Genomic DNA, 21,213 nt, shown 5'->3' on the forward strand with positions numbered 1-21,213 from the left:
CTATGTCAAAGCAAAAGGTTCAATGTCACGTTGATATGTCGAATACCTCTGAGTTTCTATACGCTCACGTAGACTTGAATGGGGTTCAAGTAGGGCCAGGAGATGAGGTTCTGGTTCATGACCCTATTACCGATATCTCATTTGGTGAAGTATTGAGTTACGACCGAACCGCCACTGTTTCTAAAGCAGGTATCTTTTCACGTCTTTGGGTGTATCTCACTGCAAGATTAGAGGTCACTATGCTGTATGAGGTGAGTTTCTCGACCACTCGATTTAGTAAGACTAAGAAATATCCCCGTCCGGCACCTAGTCAAGAGATTGCCCCAATTATTTTGAATGAAGGAGTGAAGGTATGAGTGCAAACGCGCCAACCATGCCAATGGGACGTCCCATTAACGAGTCAACTGACCGGGCTCTTGAAAATACCATTCTGAGCCCGCGCTTTTATACAACGGACTTTGACGAAATGGACCGTTTTGATATCTCCTCTGTGAAGCCAGAGTGGGATCGCTTAATGCAGGAATTTGACCAAGATATCAATCAAGCCCATTTTCAGCGTCCTGAAGATATGTCTAAAGACTACTCGCATCTTCCAGAGGGTCTATATCAAGAATTCCTAGACTTTTTAATTAGCTCGATTACTTCTGAATTCTCGGGCTGTGTTCTCTATTCAGAAATTAAGAAATCCATCAATAATCCAGAGCTTAAAAGCCTATTTACCTATATGGCCCGCGATGAGAGCAGACATGCTGGCTTCATCAATCAATGGCTTAAGGATTTCGGTATCGGTGTGGATTTAGGATTTTTAGCAAGAACCAAAAAATATACTTTCTTTAAGCCCAAGTTTATTTTTTATGCTACCTACCTTTCCGAGAAGATAGGTTACGCACGCTACATCATGATTTATCGCATTATTCAAAAGAAACCTGAGTTACGTTTTCACCCGATATTTTTGTGGTTTGAAAAATGGTGCAATGATGAATTCCGCCATGGCGAAGCATTTGCACTACTAATGCGCTCTAATCCAAAGTTGCTCAGTGGCGTGAATCGTCTGTGGATTCGTTTTTTCCTGATCGCTGTTTACGCAACGATGTATGTTCGCGATCATTCCAGACCAGAATTTCATAAGGCATTAGGCGTTTCTCCAACGGACTATGACCGCCAAGTTCTGCAAATTACTTCTGATATTTCTAAGCAAGTATTCCCTTTCACTATCAACTTAGATGATCCAAGGGTTTGGGAGGGCTTTGAAAAACTGAGAAGGGTATCGGATGAGGTAGAAGAGCTAAAGCAGAAGGGCGGAGTTCTGTCTACGATTAAGCGTGGTGGATTAGCGGTTGCTGCGGCTACCACCTTCTTACGTATTTATCTATTGCCAGTGGTTCCAAATGAGCTGCCAACAGATATTCGCTTAGTGCCTGTTTGGTAATTCTTCATGTATTTTTGGATAAGCCCCTTAATCTTTACCATCTTTGTGTGGTGGTTTAGTACGGGCCTTATTCTCAAAATTAATAGCTTACCGAAACATTACTTCAAGGCAATCTTTGTTCTTTCCATCGGCGTCTTATTGATGGCATTTTGGGGATTACAAATCTCGAGTCAGCAAGCTACGGTTGCAGGGGCCTATTGCTCCTTTACTTGTGCGATTGTGATTTGGGGTTGGCAAGAACTTGCTTTTTTACTGGGCTACATTACTGGATCAAGACGTTCGGATTGCCCTCATGGCCTGAGTGGAATGAGGCGCGCTTGGTATGCATTCCAAACGATTAATTATCATGAGATGACTTTGCTCAGTCTCGGTATTGTCTTGTTCTTGATGAATCTAGAGGCTGTCAATCAGACTGGTTTTTGGACTTACATCATCCTCTGGGGAATGAGACAAAGCACAAAGATTAATATCTTCTTAGGCGTCTTGAATTTCAATGAAGCCTTCCTGCCTCAGCATTTGAAATACCTCATTACGTATTTCAGACGGAAGGCAATGAACTTGTTAATGCCATTCTCTATTTTGGTTTCAATCATTTTTTTAGTGCCTATTTGGTTGCATGCAGCGTCTGAGTCATCGGTCTATGAGATGACCTCATCGGCATTACTTGGTACGCTGTTGGCGCTTGGATTGTTAGAGCACTTGTTTCTGATCATGCCATTTCCCAGTGAGCTATTGTGGAAGTGGGGTTATAAGAACCATCGTTGAATAACCTGAATCTATGCGTTCGAATAAAACCATCTATCTAGCCCAGCCGCGCGGCTTTTGTGCAGGAGTAGAAAGGGCCATTCTCATCGTTGAAGAAGCGCTTAAAAAATATGGCACTCCAATTTTTGTCAGACATGAAATTATTCACAATGCCTATGTCGTGAAAGATTTTGAGTCGCGTGGTGTCATCTTTATCAACGAGTTAGATACAGTGCCTCAGGGTGCAATTCTGATTTTTAGTGCGCATGGTGTATCCAAGGCTGTTCGATTTGAAGCAGATGAACGCGAGTTTCAGGTCTTTGATGCTACTTGCCCATTGGTAGCCAAAGTGCATGCAGAAGTCGTTCGTTTAAAAGAGCGTGGCTATCAGATCATCATGATTGGACATCGTGGCCATCCAGAGGTGGAGGGCACCATGGGGCAAGTGGATTCCTCAATCCATCTGATAGAGCATGTACAAGATGTCGATAAACTTTCTTTTAAAGAGAATGAACTGATTGCTTATGTCACTCAAACAACATTATCTGTTGATGAGACACAAGAAATTACCACTGCTCTGGTGAGGAAGTATCCACAGATTCATGCGCCTAAGCGTCAGGATATTTGTTACGCCACTCAGAATCGACAGGATGCTGTTAAGGCGATGCTTCCCCATGTAGATGTGGTGATCGTGGTTGGTAGTCAAAATAGCTCCAACTCAAAGCGACTACAAGAATTGGCAAGCAGCATGAATGTACCGGCTTATTTAGTTGATGATCCAAGGCAGATTCAGGCCGAGTGGTTTCAATCGATGAATAGCGTTGGGGTCACAGCGGGTGCATCTGCACCCGAGGCTTTGACGGCTCAGATCATTGAGGCAATCAACGGCCTTTATCGGGGTTCAGTAGTCCCGATGCCCGGGATTGAGGAAACCGTGAATTTTTCTCTCCCTAAGGGTTTGCTGGAAGCAGCCTAAACCCCCGAAATTCGTCTTTTCCCTTGATATATAAGGGTTTTCACTGGTAAAAATCAGGCTTAAAAGTGTCAAATTTAATTGACACTTTAATATGTCAATGACAAAATCATTTACATGAATCTGCCAGAACCACGAGCAATTTTGACGCTTTTAAAGCCGATCACTTGGTTTCCGCCAATGTGGGCGTTTGCCTGCGGATCTATCACTGGCACTGACAAGATTACTGAAAATCTGCCAATCTTTTTCCTCGGCTTATTGCTTACTGGGCCCCTTGTATGTGCTTCCAGTCAAGCGGTAAATGATTGGTATGACAGACATGTTGATGCGATTAACGAACCTAATCGACCCATTCCTTCAGGACGTATTCCTGGTCGATGGGGTCTCTATATTGCAATACTGTGGTCATTGATTTCATTGTGGGTGGGAAGTTACTTGGGCCCCATTGGGTTTCTAGCTACCTTGCTCGCTTTAGTGTTGGCATGGTTTTACAGCATGCCACCAATGCGTTTTAAAAATAACGGTTGGCTTGGCAATCTTGCATGCGGTGTGAGTTATGAAGGTTTAGCTTGGATTACTGGAGCAACCTTACTCTCAGGAGGAGTTCTGCCAAGCAAACCATCACTCTTACTTGCTGGTTTATATAGCGCTAGTGCACATGGAATCATGACCTTGAACGATTTTAAGGCGATTGAAGGTGATCGACAAATGGGTGTGCGATCTTTACCCGTGCAACTCGGCGCAATGAAAGCAGCTCAAGTATCTGCAGCCTTTATGTTGATCCCACAAGTGATCGTATTGGCTTTGCTACTGATGTGGGGTAAGCCTATCTACGCAATGGTGATTACTGGATTGATATTAGGACAAATCGTTTTATTAAGAGATTTTCTGAAAAGACCAGTTGAGAAAGCACTCTTTTACAGCGGCTTTGGCGTTCCAATCTTGGTCTCTGGAATGATGGTGGCCGCATTTGCAGTCAATAGTATGGGGATTGAGTCATGAGTATTGCAATGACACAGTCACTCTATCAGTCGTCAACCTTTGGTTGGCTCAGTATTGTGCGCCTTGGCTTAGTGCAAGCATGCATCGGCGCCATAGTTGTGATGACGACCTCCACTTTAAATCGCATCATGGTGGTTGAGTTAGCATTGCCTGCCAGTCTGCCTGGCTTATTAGTAGCAATTCATTATTTTGTGCAAGTGATTAGACCGCGGATGGGATTTGAGTCTGATAGCGGAGCCAAAAGAACCCCATGGATTATTGGCGGTGTAGGTTTACTGGCCTTGGGTGGATTTGGTGCAGCCATTGCTACATCACTCATGGGTATTCACTTAAGCCTTGGTATTGCAGCAGCAATCGTCGCCTTCTTCTTCATTGGTATCGGCGTAAGCATGAGTGGTACTTCTTTACTAGCGCTGTTAGCAAAGGGCGTTAGCGATGAGAGAAGGGCTGCAGCAGCAACCACGGTATGGCTCATGATGATTTTTGGCTTTGCTCTGACGAGTGGTATTGCAGGTAAATTTCTTGACCCTTACTCGCCAGAAAAAGTCATCCTCATTTCAGGAATTATTTCATCGATAGCATGCTTTCTTACAGTGATAGCGCTCTATAGATTAGAGGGGTGCGAACTGCAAAATACCTTAGCAAGCAACGCTCAAAAGGTGCCCTTTAGAGAGGCGCTAAGCGATATTTTGGCCGATCCTGATACTAAGAAATTCACCATCTTTATTTTCTTATCGATGTTTGCATTTAGTGCACAGGATTTGATTTTAGAACCTTTTGCCGGAATGATTTTTAACTATTCCTTAGGTGAGACAACGAGTCTATCTGGCATTCAGCACTCAGGCGTACTCACCGGCATGTTATTAGTGGCAGTTTGTGGTTCCAGCAGATTGCGGCCTTACTTTGGATCCCTGAGATCTTGGATGATTTATGGTTGCCTCGCTTCTGCACTGGCAATGTTTGGTTTAGTGATTGCTGGAATCTTGGAAGGCAATTGGCCATTAAAACTCAATGTATTTATTTTGGGGTTAGCGAATGGTGCTTTCTCTATTGCTGCTATCGCTTCAATGATGCGTTTGGCAGTTGTGGGTGGAGGCGGAAAAGAGGGCGTCAGGATTGGCCTTTGGGGTGGAGCTCAAGCAATTGCTTTTGGCTTAGGTGGTCTTTTAGGCGCTGGCGCTAGTGATCTTGCGCGATCTATTTTTACAAGCCCTGCATACGCATACGCATCTGTTTTTTTCATTGAAGCAATTCTGTTTGTTGCTTCTGCATATATGGCATCTCAAGTTGAGAGCAAAACTGGTAGTTCTAGTGGAGTGAGGTGAAACATGACAACTGAATTTATTTATGACGCAGTAGTTGTTGGTGGTGGTCCTGCCGGAGCCACAGCTGCTCAAACGCTTGCCCAAAAAGGGAAGCAAGTCTTGCTTTTAGATAAGCGCGGGCGTATTAAGCCCTGTGGCGGAGCAATTCCTCCGCGTTTAATCAAAGACTTTCAGATTCCAGATGAGTTGCTGGTAGCAAAAGCAAAATCTGCCCGCATGGTGTCGCCATTAGGCAAAACAGTAGATATACCCATTGAGAACGGCTTTGTAGGAATGGTCGATCGATCTCACTTTGATGAGTGGTTAAGACAGCGTGCCGTTGCGGCAGGAGCTACACGTGAGGATGGCTTATTCGAGAACCTCACCAGAGAAGGTCCGTATGCGCGTATTTACTATCGCACACGAGGTGCTCGCGATGGCGACCATGGCAGCTTAAAGAGTGTTTTGACAAAAGCAGTCATTGGTGCCGATGGCGCTAAATCCCAGGTCGGAAGAAGTGCAGGCGTGCAGGGATGCGCTGAGGCAAATTATGTGTTTGCCTATCACGAGATTATTAAAACTCCACCTAATGCACCAAATTCTTTTGATGCAAGTCGCTGCGATGTTTTATATCAAAAGCCAGTTTCCCCTGATTTTTATGGCTGGGTCTTTCCTCATGGTGACACTATCAGTATTGGTACTGGAAGTGCTGATAAAGGTTTCTCTCTGAGAAATGCAGTGGCAAAGTTACGTGCTGATATTGGCTTAGAAGGCGCTGAATTAATTCGGCATGAAGGGGCGCCACTACCAATGAAGCCTTTAAAAAAATGGGATGATGGCCAGCAAGTAGTTTTAGCAGGTGATGCAGCTGGAGTAGTTGCCCCAGCATCTGGCGAAGGTATTTATTATGCGATGCTGGGCGGTCAATTAGCTGGTGAAGCTGTTGCTGAGTTTGTAGAAAGCAATGATCCAGCAAAACTGAAGTTGGCTCGCAAGCGCTTCATGAAAGAGCATCGGATGACCTTTATTGTTTTGGGCATCATGCAATATTTTTGGTACTCAACCGATAAAAGGCGTGAGAGTTTCGTAAAGATGTGTGAGGACAAAGACGTTCAAAAACTCACATTTGAGTCTTATATGAACAAAAAGCTTGTTCGCAAGAAGCCAATGGCACATCTCAAAATATTTATTAAGGATATGGGGCACCTATTGGGCCTAGCTAAAGTATGAAGATGTTTTTTCAACAGAAGTATCTCTGGCTAATTGCAGCTTGGATGGTGACCACTTCAGTCTTGGGTGGCTTGGCCACTAAGTTGGGGCCTTGGTACTTTTCCTTGATTCAGCCACCTTGGAAACCACCAGATTGGGCCTTTGGTATTGTCTGGACCACTATTTTTATTCTCTCTGCATTGGCATGGATGGTTGCCTTCAATGGCGGCGCGAGTCAGTCTCAGAAAAATAAAATCACCATGCTTTTTTGGTTGAATGGCTTTTTTAATGTGCTTTGGAGCGTCCTGTATTTTCGGTTGCAGCATCCTGATTGGTCAATGATAGAAGCATTTTTCCTCTGGGGATCTGTGCTCGCTATTATTTTGGTGATGTGGCCAATCCGTAGACTTGCTGCATATCTGATGTTGCCGTATTTAATTTGGGTAACGATTGCTATGCGTCTCAATTGGGAAACGCTGGTTCTGAATCCCGGGGCCTACTAAGCATATGCCAAGCATGAAACTGCTCAATCTCGGTGTGAATCATCATACTGCCCCAATTGATATTCGGGAGAGTGTGGCAGTTGCGCCTGAGGTTTTGCAAGATTCTTTAATTGACTTACGTAAGTACTTGCACAGAGACAATGCAGAACACCAGCCAGAGGTGGCCATTCTCTCTACTTGTAATCGTATGGAAATCTATTGTGCTGCCAATGATGTTGATTACGAGGGTCATCATTTAGAGAGCCGTGCGTTTGAATGGTTGGCTGCTCAGAATAATGTCCATAAAAATGAACTGCGTCCTTACATTTACTCTGCCAAGGAGAGCGATGCAGTCAAGCATGCCTTTAGGGTAGGTAGCGGCTTAGATTCGATGGTCTTAGGTGAAACTCAAATCCTAGGTCAAATGAAAAAAGCGATTGAGAACGCAAACCAAGTAGGCACCTTAGGAACTTATTTAAAGCCTCTATTTGATAAGACTTTCTCTGTAGCAAAAGTGGTTCGCGGAAATACGCAAATAGGTTCGAATTCTGTTTCAATGGCAGGCGCCTCTATCAAGTTGGTTGAGCGTATCTTTGGGCCAATCAGCGAATGCAATGTTTTATTCATTGGCGCTGGTGAGATGATAGGTCTGTGTGCAAATCATTTTGCAGGTAAAAATCCTAAAAAGATTGCAATCTCGAACCGCACTATTGATCGTGGTAGTGAATTAATTCGGGCATTTGCAAGTCAAAATTTACAGACTGAAGTCTTCCCTTTGGCTGAGTTGCCTAAACATCTACATCAATATGATGTCGTGGTCTCCTGTACAGCGAGCTCTTTGCCGATTGTGGGTATGGGGATGGTGAAAACGGCACTGAAAGCTCGGCAGTCTCGCCCCATAGCGCTTATTGACTTAGCGGTGCCAAGAGATTTTGAGCCTGAAATTAAGAGTTTAAAAAATGCATACCTCTACTCCATCGATGATCTCGGTGAAATCGTCAATGCTGGAAAGGCTAATCGACTTGAATCAATCGGTGAAGCAGAAAAGATTATTGAAAAAGGGGTCATAGAGTTTTATGAAACCCTAGAGAAGAGGGCGGTAGTGCCGATTATTAGGTCAATCCAAGATGTAGGTGAGCAATATCAAAAGATTGAGTTGGAAAAGGCTAGCAGAAGAATTGCAAACGGTGATGATCCGATGGTAGTTCTCTCCCATATGGCTATAGCGCTTGCTAATAAGTTTATGCATGCCCCGATTCATGCTTTGAAGCAGTCTTCTGATGAAAATTTAGAAGAGTACAAAAAAATTATTTCCAAAATCTACTCGTCGAAGTGAGGTTGCTATGTTAAAAATGACAAACTTCCTTGAGACCATATCAGCCCCCGATGAATTAAGGGGGTTGGAGGTTTCCAAGCTACCCCAAATTGCTCAAGAACTACGCAATTTCATATTAACTTCTGTCTCAGGTACGGGCGGCCATCTCTCATCCAATTTGGGCACTGTGGAATTGGCGCTAGCGCTTCACTATGTATTTGATACGCCCTATGATCGTTTGGTTTGGGATGTGGGCCATCAAAGTTATGCTCATAAAATATTGACGGGTCGCCGCGAGGCAATGTCAGGACTGCGCCAGTTTGACGGTATTTCTGGGTTTCCTAAAAGAAGTGAGAGTGAGTACGATGCATTTGGTACAGCCCACTCATCCACCAGTATCTCGGCTGCCTTGGGGATGGCTGTAGCTGCAAAAAATAAGAATGAGCAGCGCAATGTCGTAGCTATTATTGGCGATGGCGCAATGAGTGCCGGTATGGCGTTTGAGGCTATGAATAATGCTGGCATCAATAAAAAAGTTCCCCTCATTGTGATCCTTAATGACAACGAGATGTCGATTTCCCCAGCGGTGGGAGCATTGAATCGCTATTTGGTGAAATTAATTTCTGGCTCTATGTACGCTGCTACTAAGAGAGGGTTGGATAAAGTTCTTTCTGTAGCTCCACCGATTCGTGAATTTGCCAAAAGGCTAGAGGGCCACACAAAAGGTATGCTCGGACCAGCAACGATTTTTGAAGAGTTTGGATTTGATTACTACGGTCCGATCGATGGCCATAATTTGGATGTATTGGTATCGACCTTACAAAACATTAAGGTTCTTGCTCAAACAGAAGGACCACAATTTCTTCATGTGATTACCAAGAAGGGTAAAGGCTATGCACTAGCTGAGGCTGATCCTATTACCTACCATGGCCCGAGTCCATTTAATCCAATCGTGGGTATACAAGCCAAGCCTGCCAGTAAAAAAACCTATACCCAAATTTTTGGAGAATGGTTGTGCGATATGGGTGAGGCGGATGAGCGATTAATGGCAATTACTCCAGCGATGCGCGAAGGCTCTGGATTGGTGGAATTTGAAAAGCGCTTTCCTGAACGATATTTTGATGTTGGTATTGCAGAGCAACACGCTGTGACATTCGCTGCGGGCATTGCTTGTGAAGGATTAAAGCCAGTCGTTGCTATTTACTCGACTTTTTTACAGCGAGGCTACGACCAGCTAATCCATGATGTGACTTTGCAAAATCTACCGGTAGTATTTGCAATTGATCGTGCTGGTCTTGTTGGTGCTGATGGCGCAACCCATGCTGGCGCATTTGACGTCGCATTCTTACGTTGCTTGCCTAACTTGGTTCTCATGACACCTGCGAATGAGCAAGAGTGCAGAGCAATGCTCACTACTGCCTTCAAACATGATGGTCCTGCGGCCGTTCGTTATCCTCGCGGATCTGGCATTGGACTTGAGACTACTGGCCAAGCATTAGCGTCTTTGCCAATTGGTAAGGGCCTCGTTATCAGATCAATAGCTGAACAACTTCCCCCTCAGAAAAAGATTGCTTTGATTTGCTTTGGGCCACTGCTATATAACGCGCTGTCAGTCGCTGAAGAGATTAATGCAACCGTTGTTGATATGCGCTTCGTGAAGCCTTTGGACGAGGAATTGCTGTGCGATATTGCTCGGACCCACGATGCCTTAGTGTTCGTCGAGGACAGCGCCGTGAAGGGTGGAGCAGGTAGTGCCTGTCTTGAGGTTCTAGCTGATCAAAACATTCAAATTGAATCTTTGCAAATGGGGTTGCCTGATGAGTATGTTGAGCATGGCGATGTCAATTTCTTATTAGATCTCTATGGGCTCTCATCCGAGAAAATGAAGCAAAGAGTTGCAGCGCGATTCCTCTAGGAATCAATCGACAATGGAGTCTATTGAGATTGCCCCATTTCGCGAGTTGTGTACTGATTGTGGAGTATCTAGAACAAAACAACCCAAGCGTTGTGCTACCGCCTGTCAATTCATTCAACCGAACTACCCACAATTTGAAATCTCTACACACGGCAGAGTCCGTAACATAGGCGACTCAGACGAAGCCTTCTTTGGTGCTTATCTACAGATGTATAGGGCCCGATTAAAGCAACCTTTGGAAGGCGCTCAGTGGACTGGAATCATTACTCGATTATGTGAGCTATTGTTAGAGCAGGGCCTTGTGGATGCGGTGATTACGATGGCATCTGATCCGGAGGATAAGTGGCGTCCTCAGCCAGTAATTATTAATCACGCTCAGGATATGAAGCTTTGTAGGGGAATGAAAATGGGTTACGCACCCATTGTTCAATACCTCGAGCAAGCCAAAGAGCTGGGTCATCAAAGGGTTGCGATGGTTGGCATACCTTGTCAGGTTTACGCCGCCAGAGCGCTTGAGAAAGAACTGGGCTTTGAAAAACTATTCATTATTGGCTCACCCTGCTCAGACAACACAAGCACAGAAAATTTCCATCATTTTTTAGGCTTGCTATCTCAAAAGCCAGAAGAAATCACTTACTTAGAATTTAGAGCCGATTACCACGTCGAGTTACGTTTTGCAGATGGACGTATTCAAGAGATTCCTTTCTTGAAGCTGCCACTTTCAGATTTGCCAGGTGATTTTTTCCCGACTACTTGTAAGACCTGTGTTGACTACGTCAATTCACTTTCAGATATTACGGTCGGGTATATGGCTGGCACAGGAGAGCAATGGTTAATTGTGCGGAATGCCCGAGGCCAGGAGCTTGCCAAATTGCTGGACCCGGAAATCCATATTGAAGCTTTGCAGTCCGCTGGAAATCGTTTGGGGCCAGTAAAAGGCTTTATGAAGAATGTCGAGTTGGCTGCTGGAGGCTTACCCCTGCAGCGAATGCCGAATTTTATGAGAAGTATTTTTGCCTGGGTAATGCCCAGATTTGGACCTCGTGGCCTGGAGTTTGCAAAAGCGAGGGTTGAGATGAAGGCAATTGAGTCCGTCATTCATTTACGCAATACTGCGCCGCACAAAATTAAGAACATGGTGCCAAATCATGTCTGGCAAGTTGTCCGAAAGTATGGATTAGAGCCTCGAAACGATGAAATCAAGGACTCTAGGGAAAGCACCTACAGTTAAGTGTTTGTGAATTTCCCGGAAAGAATTTATAACGTAAGGATTCTAATTAAGAGGCTCTTAGGCAGCCACGGTACTTTTCAAAAGTCTTTTTGATACCGTGACTTGATCTGGTGATGTTCATGAATTTATCTAGGCTGGTGAGCATTGCAGGATTTAAAAAGAAATCCAAGCAGGATGACTTTAAGTTGGACCAACAACAGTCATCTAAGTCATCAGACGGGATGTGGGAAGATTGTCTGGTATCTAATGCGCCATCGCAGGCGACTTTTAAAAAAGAACAAGATACCCATCCACTTGAAAAAGCTTGTACAGAAGCTGAGTACCTCGAGTCCCTGGTAAAGACAATCGAGGGGAAAATACTGCCCCATATTATTGAGCAGCACCTCGAGTCTTCTATTCCGGAAGACTTGCTGGCAAAAGCAACCATTGATGAAAACAATATCCTTCAATTAACCACTCTAGTTCTCCAGGAGGATGCGCGCGTCTCAGTTGATTTTGTAAAAGAGATTCATGCCTCAGGAACAAGCTTAGAAGATATTTATTTGCTCTTGCTAACCCCAGTTGCTCGAAAGCTAGGGAAAATGTGGGAGGAAGATGAATCCAGTTTTACGGAAGTAACTATTGCGCTTTGGCGCATTAAGCAGTTGATGTATGACTTAAGTCCGATATTTCAACAGTATGCTGAGCAAAATAAAATGGGCTCTAGCATTATGTTGGTACCGTTGCCTGGTTCTCAGCACAACTTAGGCCTGTTCATGGTTTCCGAATTCTTTGCCAAAGCTGGATGGCGTATTTGGGGTGAGTTAGCTGCGACAGAAGATGACATTATTCAGATGGCTGCCAATGAATGGTTTGATGTTGTGGGTTTATCAGCCAGCGTTCGGGAGCAATTTCCGCAGCTCAAAGAGTTGATTAAGAGCATCAAGGCTAAATCAAAAAATCCCAATGTAGGTGTCATCATTGGCAGCCCGGTATTTAATCAGTTTCCTGAGCTCGTCGATGATCTAGGCGCAGATATGGTGGGAATGGATGCTGAGGATGCGCTGGAAAAAGCAACTTTTTACGTAGAGCGATTGCGCTAGTTCAAAATCTTAATATGTCTCGTGCGCATCGAATAGTGATTGTAGGTGGTGGGGCAGGCGGGCTTGAATTAGCCACCAAGCTGGGCGATAGCTATAGTGCCGATAAGATAGCTGTCACCCTAGTTGATAAAAATAGAACACATATCTGGAAACCAAAGCTACATGAAGTAGCGGCGGGATCGATGGATCTTGCCGATCAAGAGCTAGATTACATTGCTCAAGCCCATTGGCACCACTTCAGGTTTCGATTGGGTGAGCTAGTTGGCATCGATAGAGAAAAGAAAGAAATTCAGGTTGCCCCCTATATAGATGAGTCGGGTGAGTTAGTTACGCCAACCCAAGCTATTCCTTATGACATACTAGTCATTTCAATTGGCAGCCTCACCAATGACTTTGGAACTCAGGGTGTTGAGCAATATGCTCAAAGACTGGAGTCCTTGGGGGACGCTAAACGTTTTCATCTACGTCTGGTGAATGCTTGCCTAAGAGCGCAAGCTCAAACTAGTGCATTGGCTCCACATCAATTAAAGGTTGCGATTATTGGAGCAGGGGCAACTGGCGTTGAGCTTGCGGCCGAGTTACATCGCACAACGCGTGCCATCATTTCTTTCGGAATGGATAGAGTTGACCCTGAAAAAGATTTGAAAGTAGTCCTCATCGAAGCCGCTCCTAAAATTTTGCCAGCACTTTCAGAACGGATCTCGCTAGCGGCCGAGAAATTATTGACTGATCTTGGCGTGAAGGTGATGACAAATGCCAAGGTACAAAAAGTTCAAGCTGATAAAGTAGTGCTTGCCGATGGCCAAGAAATTCCAGCTGAGTTGATTGTTTGGGCTGCAGGAGTAAAGGCACCCGATTTTCTAAAAGGTATAGGCGGCTTGGAGACTAATCACGTCAATCAACTTTTAGTTTTACCAACACTGCAAACTACTTTAGATCAAAATATATTTGCTATCGGTGACTGCGCTGCATGCCCTTGGCCTGAGGCAAACAACGGCAAGGGAGGCATTGTGCCGCCTCGAGCCCAGGCAGCCCATCAGCAAGCCTCGCATCTATACAAACAAATTAACCGAATCATTCATCATCAACCCTTGAAGCCCTATCAGTATCGAGACTTTGGTTCTTTAGTTTCTCTTGGGGAATACAGCAGTGTGGGTAGCATGATGGGCGGCCTGATTGGCGGAAGTCTGATGGTGGAGGGACTTTTTGCAAAATTAATGTATATAAGCCTGTACAAGCTACACCAATTAGCTTTACACGGTTGGTTTAAGGTTTTTCTAGATACTTTAAGTCGATTGATTCACCGTAGAACACATTCAATTGTAAAATTGCACTAGTTAGACTTGTGCAAGTATTTTTCCATTGAACTGAGATCTCTGTAGTAAATGCTGGAGTTACGTCAAACCGCCCTTGAAATACTAGTCATCACAGATCCGAAAACGAAGGTTGATCGGGTTCAGAAATTATTTGATGATTATGATCAACAGCACATTGCTCTAGACGTTTCTGCTACTTTAGATTCAAAAGAACTCTCTCTTCCTGGACGCCCTCATAAGCCGGAATTAGTCCCGCCATTAACAGTCCCCAAAAGAAGGATGGATACCGTTGAAGGCAGACTTTCTTTGCTGCACTCACTGGCCCACATTGAATTTAATGCTATGAATCTTGCATTGGATGCAATCTGGCGATTTGCTGATATGCCAATCCAATACTATGCAGATTGGTTAAAGGTTGCAAAAGAAGAGTCTTACCACTTTAATTTGATAGAGGATCATTTGCAGTCTGTTGGCGTTGCTTATGGAGATTTTCCTGCTCACAACAGTCTGTGGGAGATGGTTGAGAGAACTGCCGATGCAGTCATTGCCAGAATGGCCCTGGTCCCCAGAACCATGGAGGCTAGAGGCTTGGATGCAGTACCTGCCATTCGTGATCGCTTTAAACAGATCAAGGATGCTAAGGTTGTTGAAATTTTAGAAATTATCCTCAGGGATGAGGTAGGGCATGTATTGATTGGCAATCAATGGTTTAATTTCTTATGTGCCAAGGAAGGTTTATCTCCAATCAAGACATATCAGGACTTAGCCAAAGCCTATCGTGCGCCAGTGTTAAAGGGGCCATTCAATTTAGAGGCTCGCAAACAAGCGGGATTTACTGCTGAAGAATTAAGTCTTCTTGGGACATAATTAGCAAATATCTGGAGAATTTATGAATTTATCTCGTCGAACATTCATTACGTCAGCCGCATTAGCTCCAGTAGCATGTGGCGTGCCTCTTTCTTATGAAAAAGGTATTCCTGTCGCTGCTCCGAAGCCTACGCCTAATATTCGGCCGCCACAGATTGGTCAGGAGTGGACATATATCAAGAAAGATGTCTTTAATGGAAAGACTCTCGGGATCATTACGGAGCGTATCTCGAAGATTGACTCAAGTATTGTCATTGATCGCAACTCTGTAGATGGGGGGATATTGCCCAGCGAGATTCAAACTTCTTGGGGTATGGTTGCTACTGATACGCAATGGCCGCGCTTACTGAGCTTTAGCCCCTCATTACCCTTATGGCCTCTTGAGCTCTCGACGGGTTGGAGTAAGCAATTTACTACCAAATACAGTATTCCTGGATATTCAGATTCAAGGATGAATTGGCAGGAATATATGAGCGTACAGGGTTGGGAGCAGATTACAGTTCCTGCGGGAGTCTTTATTGCACTCCGTTTTCAGAATCTGGTTAACTTTGAAAATTCGGATCCCAACATCGTTGATTGCATTCGTAGGGAAACAGTTTGGTTTGCCCCTCAAATTGGCCGTTGGGTTGCAAGAGAAGCATCAGGCTCTTATCAAATACAGGGTTCATATGGTGCGGTGTTTCAAGAGGGCAGTTATCAGTGGCAGCTTACCTCTTATAAGTAATGAAAATAGACCGCTTACGAATATTTCTAGTTTCGCTCACCCCAATTATTTTGGCGGGGTGCATATCTGCGCAACCATTTCCTGAGGGGGTTAATGTAGCCCAGCCAGTATCACCACCCGTCGTTAGAGCGCCCAAAGTTGGGCAGGAGTGGGTGTATCAGGTACGCAATGTATTTAATCAAGAAATTCTTGATACCGTAACTGAGAGAGTGGTCTCAGTTGGCAGTGAAATTCGTATTGAAAGGTCAGGACTGAATGCTGGCCAGCTTCCGGATGAGATTCAATCATCTTGGGGAATAATTATGCAAGATCCTCATTGGAATCCTACGCAGATATTTCAAAAGGGAATCCCTCTTTGGCCAGAGCAGTTTCAAGTGGGATGGTCTCGGTTTTACAACACTCGATATCAAGTGCTGAACTATCCAGACGCAAATTATTATTGGGGGCTCAGTATGGCAGGAGCCGCTTGGGAGCAAATTCAAGTTCCGGCGGGAAAGTTTCTGGCCTTTCATTACCACAATGAAATGCCTTCTTTTGAGAGCAACGACGTCTTTAGAATGACCAGTTATCGTCAAGAGGACGTATGGCTTGCTCCTGAAATTGGCCGCTGGGTCATACGCAGGGGGTATGGACGTTACTTAATGCTTGGTGATTTTTGGACCGAGGCTCACTGGGAAGATTATCTACAATGGGAGCTAATCTCCTGGAGGTAACAATGCGCTTAAAATAGTCTCATTGTGTATACCATTAAAGAACTCTTTCCAACGCTTCAAGGCGAAGGCACTCACACTGGACGTGCTGCGGTTTTTTGCCGTTTTGCTGGTTGTAATTTATGGAGTGGTCGCGAGGAGGATCGAGCGACTGCTATCTGCAAATTTTGTGACACTGATTTTGTAGGTAGCGACGGTGACGGCGGTGGAAAATTTGAATCTGCCGTAGATCTGGCAAATGCAATCGAGTCTGCATGGAAAAGTACCTCAGCAGGACCTCAGCAACGTTATGTCGTATTTACAGGCGGCGAACCACTTTTACAATTAGATGACGAACTCATTGCAAAGTTGCATGAAAAAGGCTTTGAGATTGCAATTGAAACAAACGGCACTATCAAGGTTCCCAAAGGGGTAGATTGGGTTTGTGTCAGCCCCAAATCAGGCTCTGACTTAATTGTTCTTCAAGCGAATGAACTCAAGTTGGTGATTCCTCAAGAGGGGCAGGATTCATTGGAAAAGTTATTAGCACGATTTGAGAAGATGGACTACCGCAATCGTTTTCTACAGCCCATGGATGGACCAAACCTTAAAACGAATACTGAATTAGCCATTAGTCTTTGCCAGAAACGCCCGCTTTGGAGATTGAGTCTCCAATCCCATAAACTCATAGGTATTCGCTAAGGCGCTAGCTAAGCCCAGTAATGTATTGATTAGATCTAAATGACAAGTAAACAACCTGCAATTTCAATTACCCGCCGTCTTGAATTTGACTCAGGACACCGCATTCCCAATCATGACGGGCAATGCAAGCATTTGCATGGGCACCGCTATGCTATTGAAGTTACTCTCAATGGAGAAGTTGCAGACCATCCCGGTAAAGCTGACGATGGTATGGTGCTCGACTTTGGGGATATTAAACGCCTCACCAATCAATATATCGTTGATCTTTGGGATCATGCATTTTTGGTGGCTAAAGAGGATGAAAGTTTAGTTGCATTTTTAGCAACATTACCTAATCATAAAACGGTGGTGATGGAGCAAGTTCCTACTGTTGAGAATTTAGCCAATGCCGCCTTTGCTATTTTACAGCCAGTCTTCAGTAAGGCTTTTGGTGGACGCCTTGAGCTTTCTGCTCTTCGTTTATATGAAACCCCCAATTGTTGGGCTGACGTACATCACCCTTAAATGAACCAAGCAGAGCTTGATCGCCAATTTATGGAGCAGGCTTTAGAGCAGGCTCAGTTAGCTGCTATTGCTGGTGAAGTTCCTGTGGGTGCTGTCATCGTACGTAATGGAGTAGTACTTTCTAAAGCTTTCAATAAGCCCATTACCAATCATGATCCAAGTGCCCATGCCGAAATGTTGGCACTTAGACAGGCAGCTTTATCTGAAGAAAATTATCGCTTACCTGGTACCACTCTTTATGTCACCTTAGAGCCTTGCACGATGTGCGCTGGTGCAATGTTGCATGCTAGAGTAGATCGTATTGTTTATGGGGCTGCAGATCCCAAAACCGGTGCCGCTGGTAGCGTTTTAGATGTATTCTCATCAAAACAAATCAATCATCAGACCGTTATTGAAGGCGGAATGATGAGTGAGGAGTGCGGTCAATTGCTGCGTGATTTCTTTAAGGAGCGACGTTGAAAGCCATTCACTTGATTGCCCCTTCTGGAGCAAGTCTCGATGATCAAAGCCCTTTAGCTGGGATCGACTGGCTAAAGCGTCAAGGTATTGCTATTGCGAATGCAGAATGTGTGCAGCGTGTTCATGAGCGTTTTGCAGGAAGCGACGAGGTGCGCTTAAATGAACTCAACAATCTAGCGATACTCAATTCTCAGACTCTAGTAATGGCGATGCGTGGTGGTTATGGTATTCATCGCTTACTTTCTAATATCGATTGGGCTGGGATCTCTAAAGCAGTTGCTAGCGGATTGCAAATTTGCGGGCATAGTGATTTCACGACATTTCAATTGGGCTTGTTGGCTAAGACCGGTGCCATCACTTTATCCGGACCAATGCTGAACTATGATTTTGGCAAGATCGATGAAGCAGGTAACGCAATTGCGCCCGATAGTTTTATGTGGAGCCACTTTCAATCAGCTATTCAAGAGCGAAAACTCGATTGCAGCGTATCCGAACCGCAGTCATTTCTGGCGAACTCAGGCAGTAATAAAATTACAGGAATGTTATGGGGCGGTAATCTGACAGTCTTGGCTGGTCTAGTGGGAACTCCCTATCTACCCTCTCAGCAGCAAACCCAAAATGGCATTTTATTTTTAGAGGATGTGAATGAGCATCCTTATCGTATAGAGCGGATGCTGATGCAATTGCTAGATGCTGGAATACTCGGCAACCAGTCGGCCATCCTTCTCGGAGGCTTCTCCGCCTATCGTTTGTACGACAACGACAAAGGATATTCATTGGAGCGCGCAATTGAAGCTATCCGCAAGCGTTTGCCTGAGAATATTCCTATTTTGACTGATCTACCATTTGGTCATCAAGCCAACAAGCTCACATTACCAATGGGTGCTCAAGCCACTCTTGATTACAGCCCCAGTAGATTTACTATTGAAGCAAGCTGGTAAATGGTTTTAAGACATCTTTTTATAAGAATTATTCTAAGCACTATTACGCTGACTTTTATGGGGGCAGTAATGGCAATCGAAGAGCCTAAATTTTCAGTTTTAGAAAAAAATCCACCATTTGAGCTTAGGTCATATGCCCCAATGATATTGGCCGAAGCCCAAACAGAAGGTGATCTAGACGAGGCCTCAAGCCAGGGATTTCGACTGATTGCTGGCTATATCTTTGGGCAGAATCAGGTCAGTGAAAAGATTGCGATGACCGTGCCAGTAGCGGTTGAAGAGCAGGCACCCAAGAGTGCAAAGATTGCGATGACTGCACCCGTCAATATTGAATCAAATACTGGAAAATGGACGGTTTCATTTGTGATGCCATCCGAATACACCATGGAAAGTCTTCCTAAGCCCCTAAATCCAAGAGTTCAGTTGCGTCAGATCCCAGCTGTAAAGCGCGCAGTGATTGTTTTTACTGGCTTTAATAGCGAGAATAAAGTCGCTGAAAAAACGCTAGAGCTAGAAGAGTGGATGCGGAGTAAAAATCTTCAAGCAGTTGGTGTGCCGAGGTTTGCACGCTACAACCCACCTTGGTCGATACCCTTTATGCGCCGTAACGAAATCATGATTGATGTTCGTGACTAGAAGCTATTCAGTAAATTACTTAAGCTTCAAAACTCTTTAGTAAAAATTGGGCACCACCATCTACTCCTAATGCCTTAGTCAGAATAGGTAGAGCCTCTGACAAGTGATTTTCTAGGGTCCATGGCGGATTAATAATGAACATTCCGCTTGCCTGAAGACGTCGCTCTCCAGGTGCATTCTCAACTCTTAACTCCGCATGCAGCCATGAACGTTTATGGCTTGCAGCAATTTTTTTCATACGATCTGGCAGTGCTGCCGATTCTCTCCTGGAGAGGGCGGGATACCAAATTGCATAACAGCCAGTAGCAAAGCGTTGCAGAGCTTCTTCCATCGCCGCTTCAAGATAACGATAGTCTTGTTTATCTTCATAAGAGGGATCAATGAGAACGAGGCCTCGTCTACTGGGCGGAGGAAGTAAACCTTTGAGTCTGCTAAAGCTATCTGCAGCGTAAACATCAATTTGCTTAGCTTGTCTTAGTTCGCCGACGTTGTGCCGAAGAATGTCGATTTCTTTGGGGTGAAGTTCAAATAACTTGAGTCGATCCTGTGCTCGAAGTAAGCGAGCTAAGATAAAAGGAGATCCTGGATAGGTGGCAATATCACCACCCATATTTTCTGCATAAATAAACTCCAAATACTTGCTAATACTCTCTACAGTTGGATTGCCTGCTTCAATAAATTTGAGCAATCGAAATATTCCACCCTCTGCTTCCTTGCTCACAGCAGCAAAACCATCTTTTAGGCTGTAAATACCAGCACCGGCATGGGTATCAACAATCGTTAGCGCGCCAGGCTTTTCCTGAAGATATTCAACTAAATGAATCAGTGTGAGGTGCTTCAGAATATCGGCATGACTGCCGGCGTGGAACGCATGTCGGTAGCTAAACATAGTGAATTACTCTGAGCGAGTGGGCGATTTATTAAACTGAGCTTTAATAAATAAAACTAAGGTTATGAGCAAAATGACCACGGAGGCATATTGCAGCGGCTGGTTGAGCTGATGATCCATGATTTGCGTGAGATGGGCATAGATGGCGGCAACTCCGCCAATCGCCAAAATGCGTAGCCAAGCTCCCTGAAGGGAAAGATATTTTTCAGGAATGCCGTAAGATAATAAGGCGCCTAACATACCGCACCACATTCCAAATCCTGCGCCACCCAATACATCAGTTAACCAGTGCGCTCCAATTGCGCTGCGGGATAAGCCAACTAGCGCTGCAATAACAAAGAGAAGCAACATTGGCACTCGTTTTTTTTGATCACAAGAAAAATACAAGGCAGTGGCTATAGCAAAAGCTGTCAGCGTATGGCCAGAGGGGAATGCATTATGAAGAAGAGGTTCTCCAAGGCGGTAAAAGCTACCATCCGTTAAAACTCCAGCAGGTCTTGGTAGATCAAAATAATTTTTTAGCGGTGGACTGGTAAGGGCGCTGATAACACCAGCAAAAACTGCTGCACTAAAAGCGCGAGGCGCTAGCAAGAGAAGTGGAAAGGCAAGAGCAAACACGCCCCATCCATTCCCCAGAAATGTTAGCCATGCCCAAAGTGTATCTGGTAGTAATCTGGCTAATTGATTCAGAAATAGAAAGCTACTACTTTGGAATTCGCCAAAATAGATTGCAAATGCAAGTGCTAACGGGGCTATTGGAATGAACCAAGCTAATACTGGAATAGCTTTTTTGCCCATCC

23 protein-coding genes are annotated in these 21,213 nt (G+C 44.6%); 21 read left to right on the plus strand and 2 right to left on the minus strand.

Annotated elements, in window-relative coordinates; all coding sequences use genetic code 11:
- The first annotated feature begins 2 nt into the window (after positions 1–2).
- The 21 genes from ICN17_RS06370 to ICN17_RS06470 all read left to right on the plus strand — a co-directional run bounded on the left by ICN17_RS06370 (position 3) and on the right by ICN17_RS06470 (position 19,524).
- Positions 3–356, plus strand: coding sequence for a hypothetical protein (locus ICN17_RS06370; protein ID WP_216236710.1), 354 nt, complete (start codon positions 3–5; stop codon positions 354–356).
- Complete coding sequence (acsF, locus tag ICN17_RS06375) at positions 353–1,429, plus strand: magnesium-protoporphyrin IX monomethyl ester (oxidative) cyclase (RefSeq protein WP_216236711.1); 1,077 nt, start codon at positions 353–355, stop codon at positions 1,427–1,429. Before ICN17_RS06370 ends, acsF begins: the two co-directional genes overlap by 4 nt.
- Positions 1,430–1,435: 6 nt before the next feature.
- The gene (gene puhE, locus ICN17_RS06380; RefSeq protein ID WP_216236712.1) at positions 1,436–2,194 is read left to right on the plus strand and encodes a putative photosynthetic complex assembly protein PuhE; all 759 of its coding nucleotides are present in this window, start codon (positions 1,436–1,438) and stop codon (positions 2,192–2,194) included.
- 13 nt (positions 2,195–2,207) lie between these two features.
- Entirely contained in the window at positions 2,208–3,149 is a 942-nt protein-coding gene (gene ispH, locus ICN17_RS06385; protein ID WP_216236713.1) for a 4-hydroxy-3-methylbut-2-enyl diphosphate reductase, read from the plus strand.
- 114 nt (positions 3,150–3,263) lie between these two features.
- On the plus strand, positions 3,264–4,148 hold the full coding sequence (chlG, locus tag ICN17_RS06390; RefSeq protein WP_216236714.1) for a chlorophyll synthase ChlG: 885 nt from the start codon (positions 3,264–3,266) through the stop codon (positions 4,146–4,148).
- Positions 4,145–5,473, plus strand: a complete 1,329-nt coding sequence (locus ICN17_RS06395; RefSeq protein WP_255538340.1) for a BCD family MFS transporter — start codon at positions 4,145–4,147, stop codon at positions 5,471–5,473. Before chlG ends, ICN17_RS06395 begins: the two co-directional genes overlap by 4 nt.
- A 3-nt stretch (positions 5,474–5,476) precedes the next feature.
- Positions 5,477–6,682: a geranylgeranyl diphosphate reductase gene (locus ICN17_RS06400; protein ID WP_216236715.1), complete on the plus strand. Its 1,206-nt coding sequence runs from the start codon at positions 5,477–5,479 to the stop codon at positions 6,680–6,682.
- Between the two features lie 2 nt (positions 6,683–6,684).
- The gene (locus ICN17_RS06405) at positions 6,685–7,164 is read left to right on the plus strand and encodes a TspO/MBR family protein (RefSeq protein ID WP_216236716.1); all 480 of its coding nucleotides are present in this window, start codon (positions 6,685–6,687) and stop codon (positions 7,162–7,164) included.
- A gap of 13 nt (positions 7,165–7,177) precedes the next feature.
- Complete coding sequence (hemA, locus tag ICN17_RS06410) at positions 7,178–8,479, plus strand: glutamyl-tRNA reductase (protein WP_216237559.1); 1,302 nt, start codon at positions 7,178–7,180, stop codon at positions 8,477–8,479.
- A gap of 16 nt (positions 8,480–8,495) precedes the next feature.
- On the plus strand, positions 8,496–10,373 hold the full coding sequence (gene dxs / locus ICN17_RS06415) for a 1-deoxy-D-xylulose-5-phosphate synthase (protein ID WP_216237560.1): 1,878 nt from the start codon (positions 8,496–8,498) through the stop codon (positions 10,371–10,373).
- Between the two features lie 13 nt (positions 10,374–10,386).
- Positions 10,387–11,604, plus strand: a complete 1,218-nt coding sequence (locus tag ICN17_RS06420) for a Coenzyme F420 hydrogenase/dehydrogenase, beta subunit C-terminal domain (protein WP_216236717.1) — start codon at positions 10,387–10,389, stop codon at positions 11,602–11,604.
- 119 nt (positions 11,605–11,723) lie between these two features.
- Positions 11,724–12,686 (plus strand): B12-binding domain-containing protein, encoded by a 963-nt coding sequence (locus tag ICN17_RS06425; RefSeq protein WP_216236718.1) that lies wholly within the window; start codon positions 11,724–11,726, stop codon positions 12,684–12,686.
- 14 nt (positions 12,687–12,700) lie between these two features.
- Positions 12,701–14,023 carry an NAD(P)/FAD-dependent oxidoreductase gene (locus ICN17_RS06430; protein ID WP_216236719.1) on the plus strand — a complete coding sequence of 441 codons (1,323 nt, stop codon included), beginning with the start codon at positions 12,701–12,703 and terminating at the stop codon, positions 14,021–14,023.
- 48 nt (positions 14,024–14,071) lie between these two features.
- Positions 14,072–14,869 carry a ferritin-like domain-containing protein gene (locus tag ICN17_RS06435; protein ID WP_216236720.1) on the plus strand — a complete coding sequence of 266 codons (798 nt, stop codon included), beginning with the start codon at positions 14,072–14,074 and terminating at the stop codon, positions 14,867–14,869.
- A gap of 22 nt (positions 14,870–14,891) precedes the next feature.
- The gene (locus tag ICN17_RS06440) at positions 14,892–15,593 is read left to right on the plus strand and encodes a hypothetical protein (protein WP_216236721.1); all 702 of its coding nucleotides are present in this window, start codon (positions 14,892–14,894) and stop codon (positions 15,591–15,593) included.
- Positions 15,593–16,306: a hypothetical protein gene (locus ICN17_RS06445; protein WP_216236722.1), complete on the plus strand. Its 714-nt coding sequence runs from the start codon at positions 15,593–15,595 to the stop codon at positions 16,304–16,306. The genes ICN17_RS06440 and ICN17_RS06445 overlap by 1 nt, the downstream gene beginning before the upstream one ends.
- Before the next feature lie 21 nt (positions 16,307–16,327).
- The gene (gene queE, locus ICN17_RS06450; RefSeq protein ID WP_216237561.1) at positions 16,328–16,984 is read left to right on the plus strand and encodes a 7-carboxy-7-deazaguanine synthase; all 657 of its coding nucleotides are present in this window, start codon (positions 16,328–16,330) and stop codon (positions 16,982–16,984) included.
- Between the two features lie 39 nt (positions 16,985–17,023).
- Entirely contained in the window at positions 17,024–17,488 is a 465-nt protein-coding gene (queD, locus tag ICN17_RS06455; protein ID WP_216236723.1) for a 6-carboxytetrahydropterin synthase QueD, read from the plus strand.
- Positions 17,489–17,947, plus strand: a complete 459-nt coding sequence (gene tadA, locus ICN17_RS06460; RefSeq protein WP_216236724.1) for a tRNA adenosine(34) deaminase TadA — start codon at positions 17,489–17,491, stop codon at positions 17,945–17,947.
- A complete protein-coding gene (locus ICN17_RS06465; protein ID WP_216236725.1) occupies positions 17,944–18,888 on the plus strand; it encodes an LD-carboxypeptidase in 945 nt (314 codons plus the stop codon). Before tadA ends, ICN17_RS06465 begins: the two co-directional genes overlap by 4 nt.
- 69 nt (positions 18,889–18,957) lie before the next feature.
- Positions 18,958–19,524 (plus strand): heme-binding protein, encoded by a 567-nt coding sequence (locus tag ICN17_RS06470; protein ID WP_216236726.1) that lies wholly within the window; start codon positions 18,958–18,960, stop codon positions 19,522–19,524.
- A 19-nt stretch (positions 19,525–19,543) separates the two neighbouring features.
- Here ICN17_RS06470 and ICN17_RS06475 read toward each other — a convergent pair whose 3' ends face one another.
- Both ICN17_RS06475 and ICN17_RS06480 read right to left on the minus strand, forming a co-directional pair.
- Positions 19,544–20,413, minus strand: coding sequence for a 23S rRNA (adenine(2030)-N(6))-methyltransferase RlmJ (locus tag ICN17_RS06475; protein ID WP_216236727.1), 870 nt, complete (start codon positions 20,411–20,413; stop codon positions 19,544–19,546).
- A gap of 6 nt (positions 20,414–20,419) precedes the next feature.
- Positions 20,420–21,211: a phosphatase PAP2 family protein gene (locus tag ICN17_RS06480; RefSeq protein WP_216236728.1), complete on the minus strand. Its 792-nt coding sequence runs from the start codon at positions 21,209–21,211 to the stop codon at positions 20,420–20,422.
- Positions 21,212–21,213 lie beyond the last annotated feature (2 nt).

The organism is Polynucleobacter sp. 73C-SIWE (assembly GCF_018882465.1).
GTDB lineage: Bacteria > Pseudomonadota > Gammaproteobacteria > Burkholderiales > Burkholderiaceae > Polynucleobacter.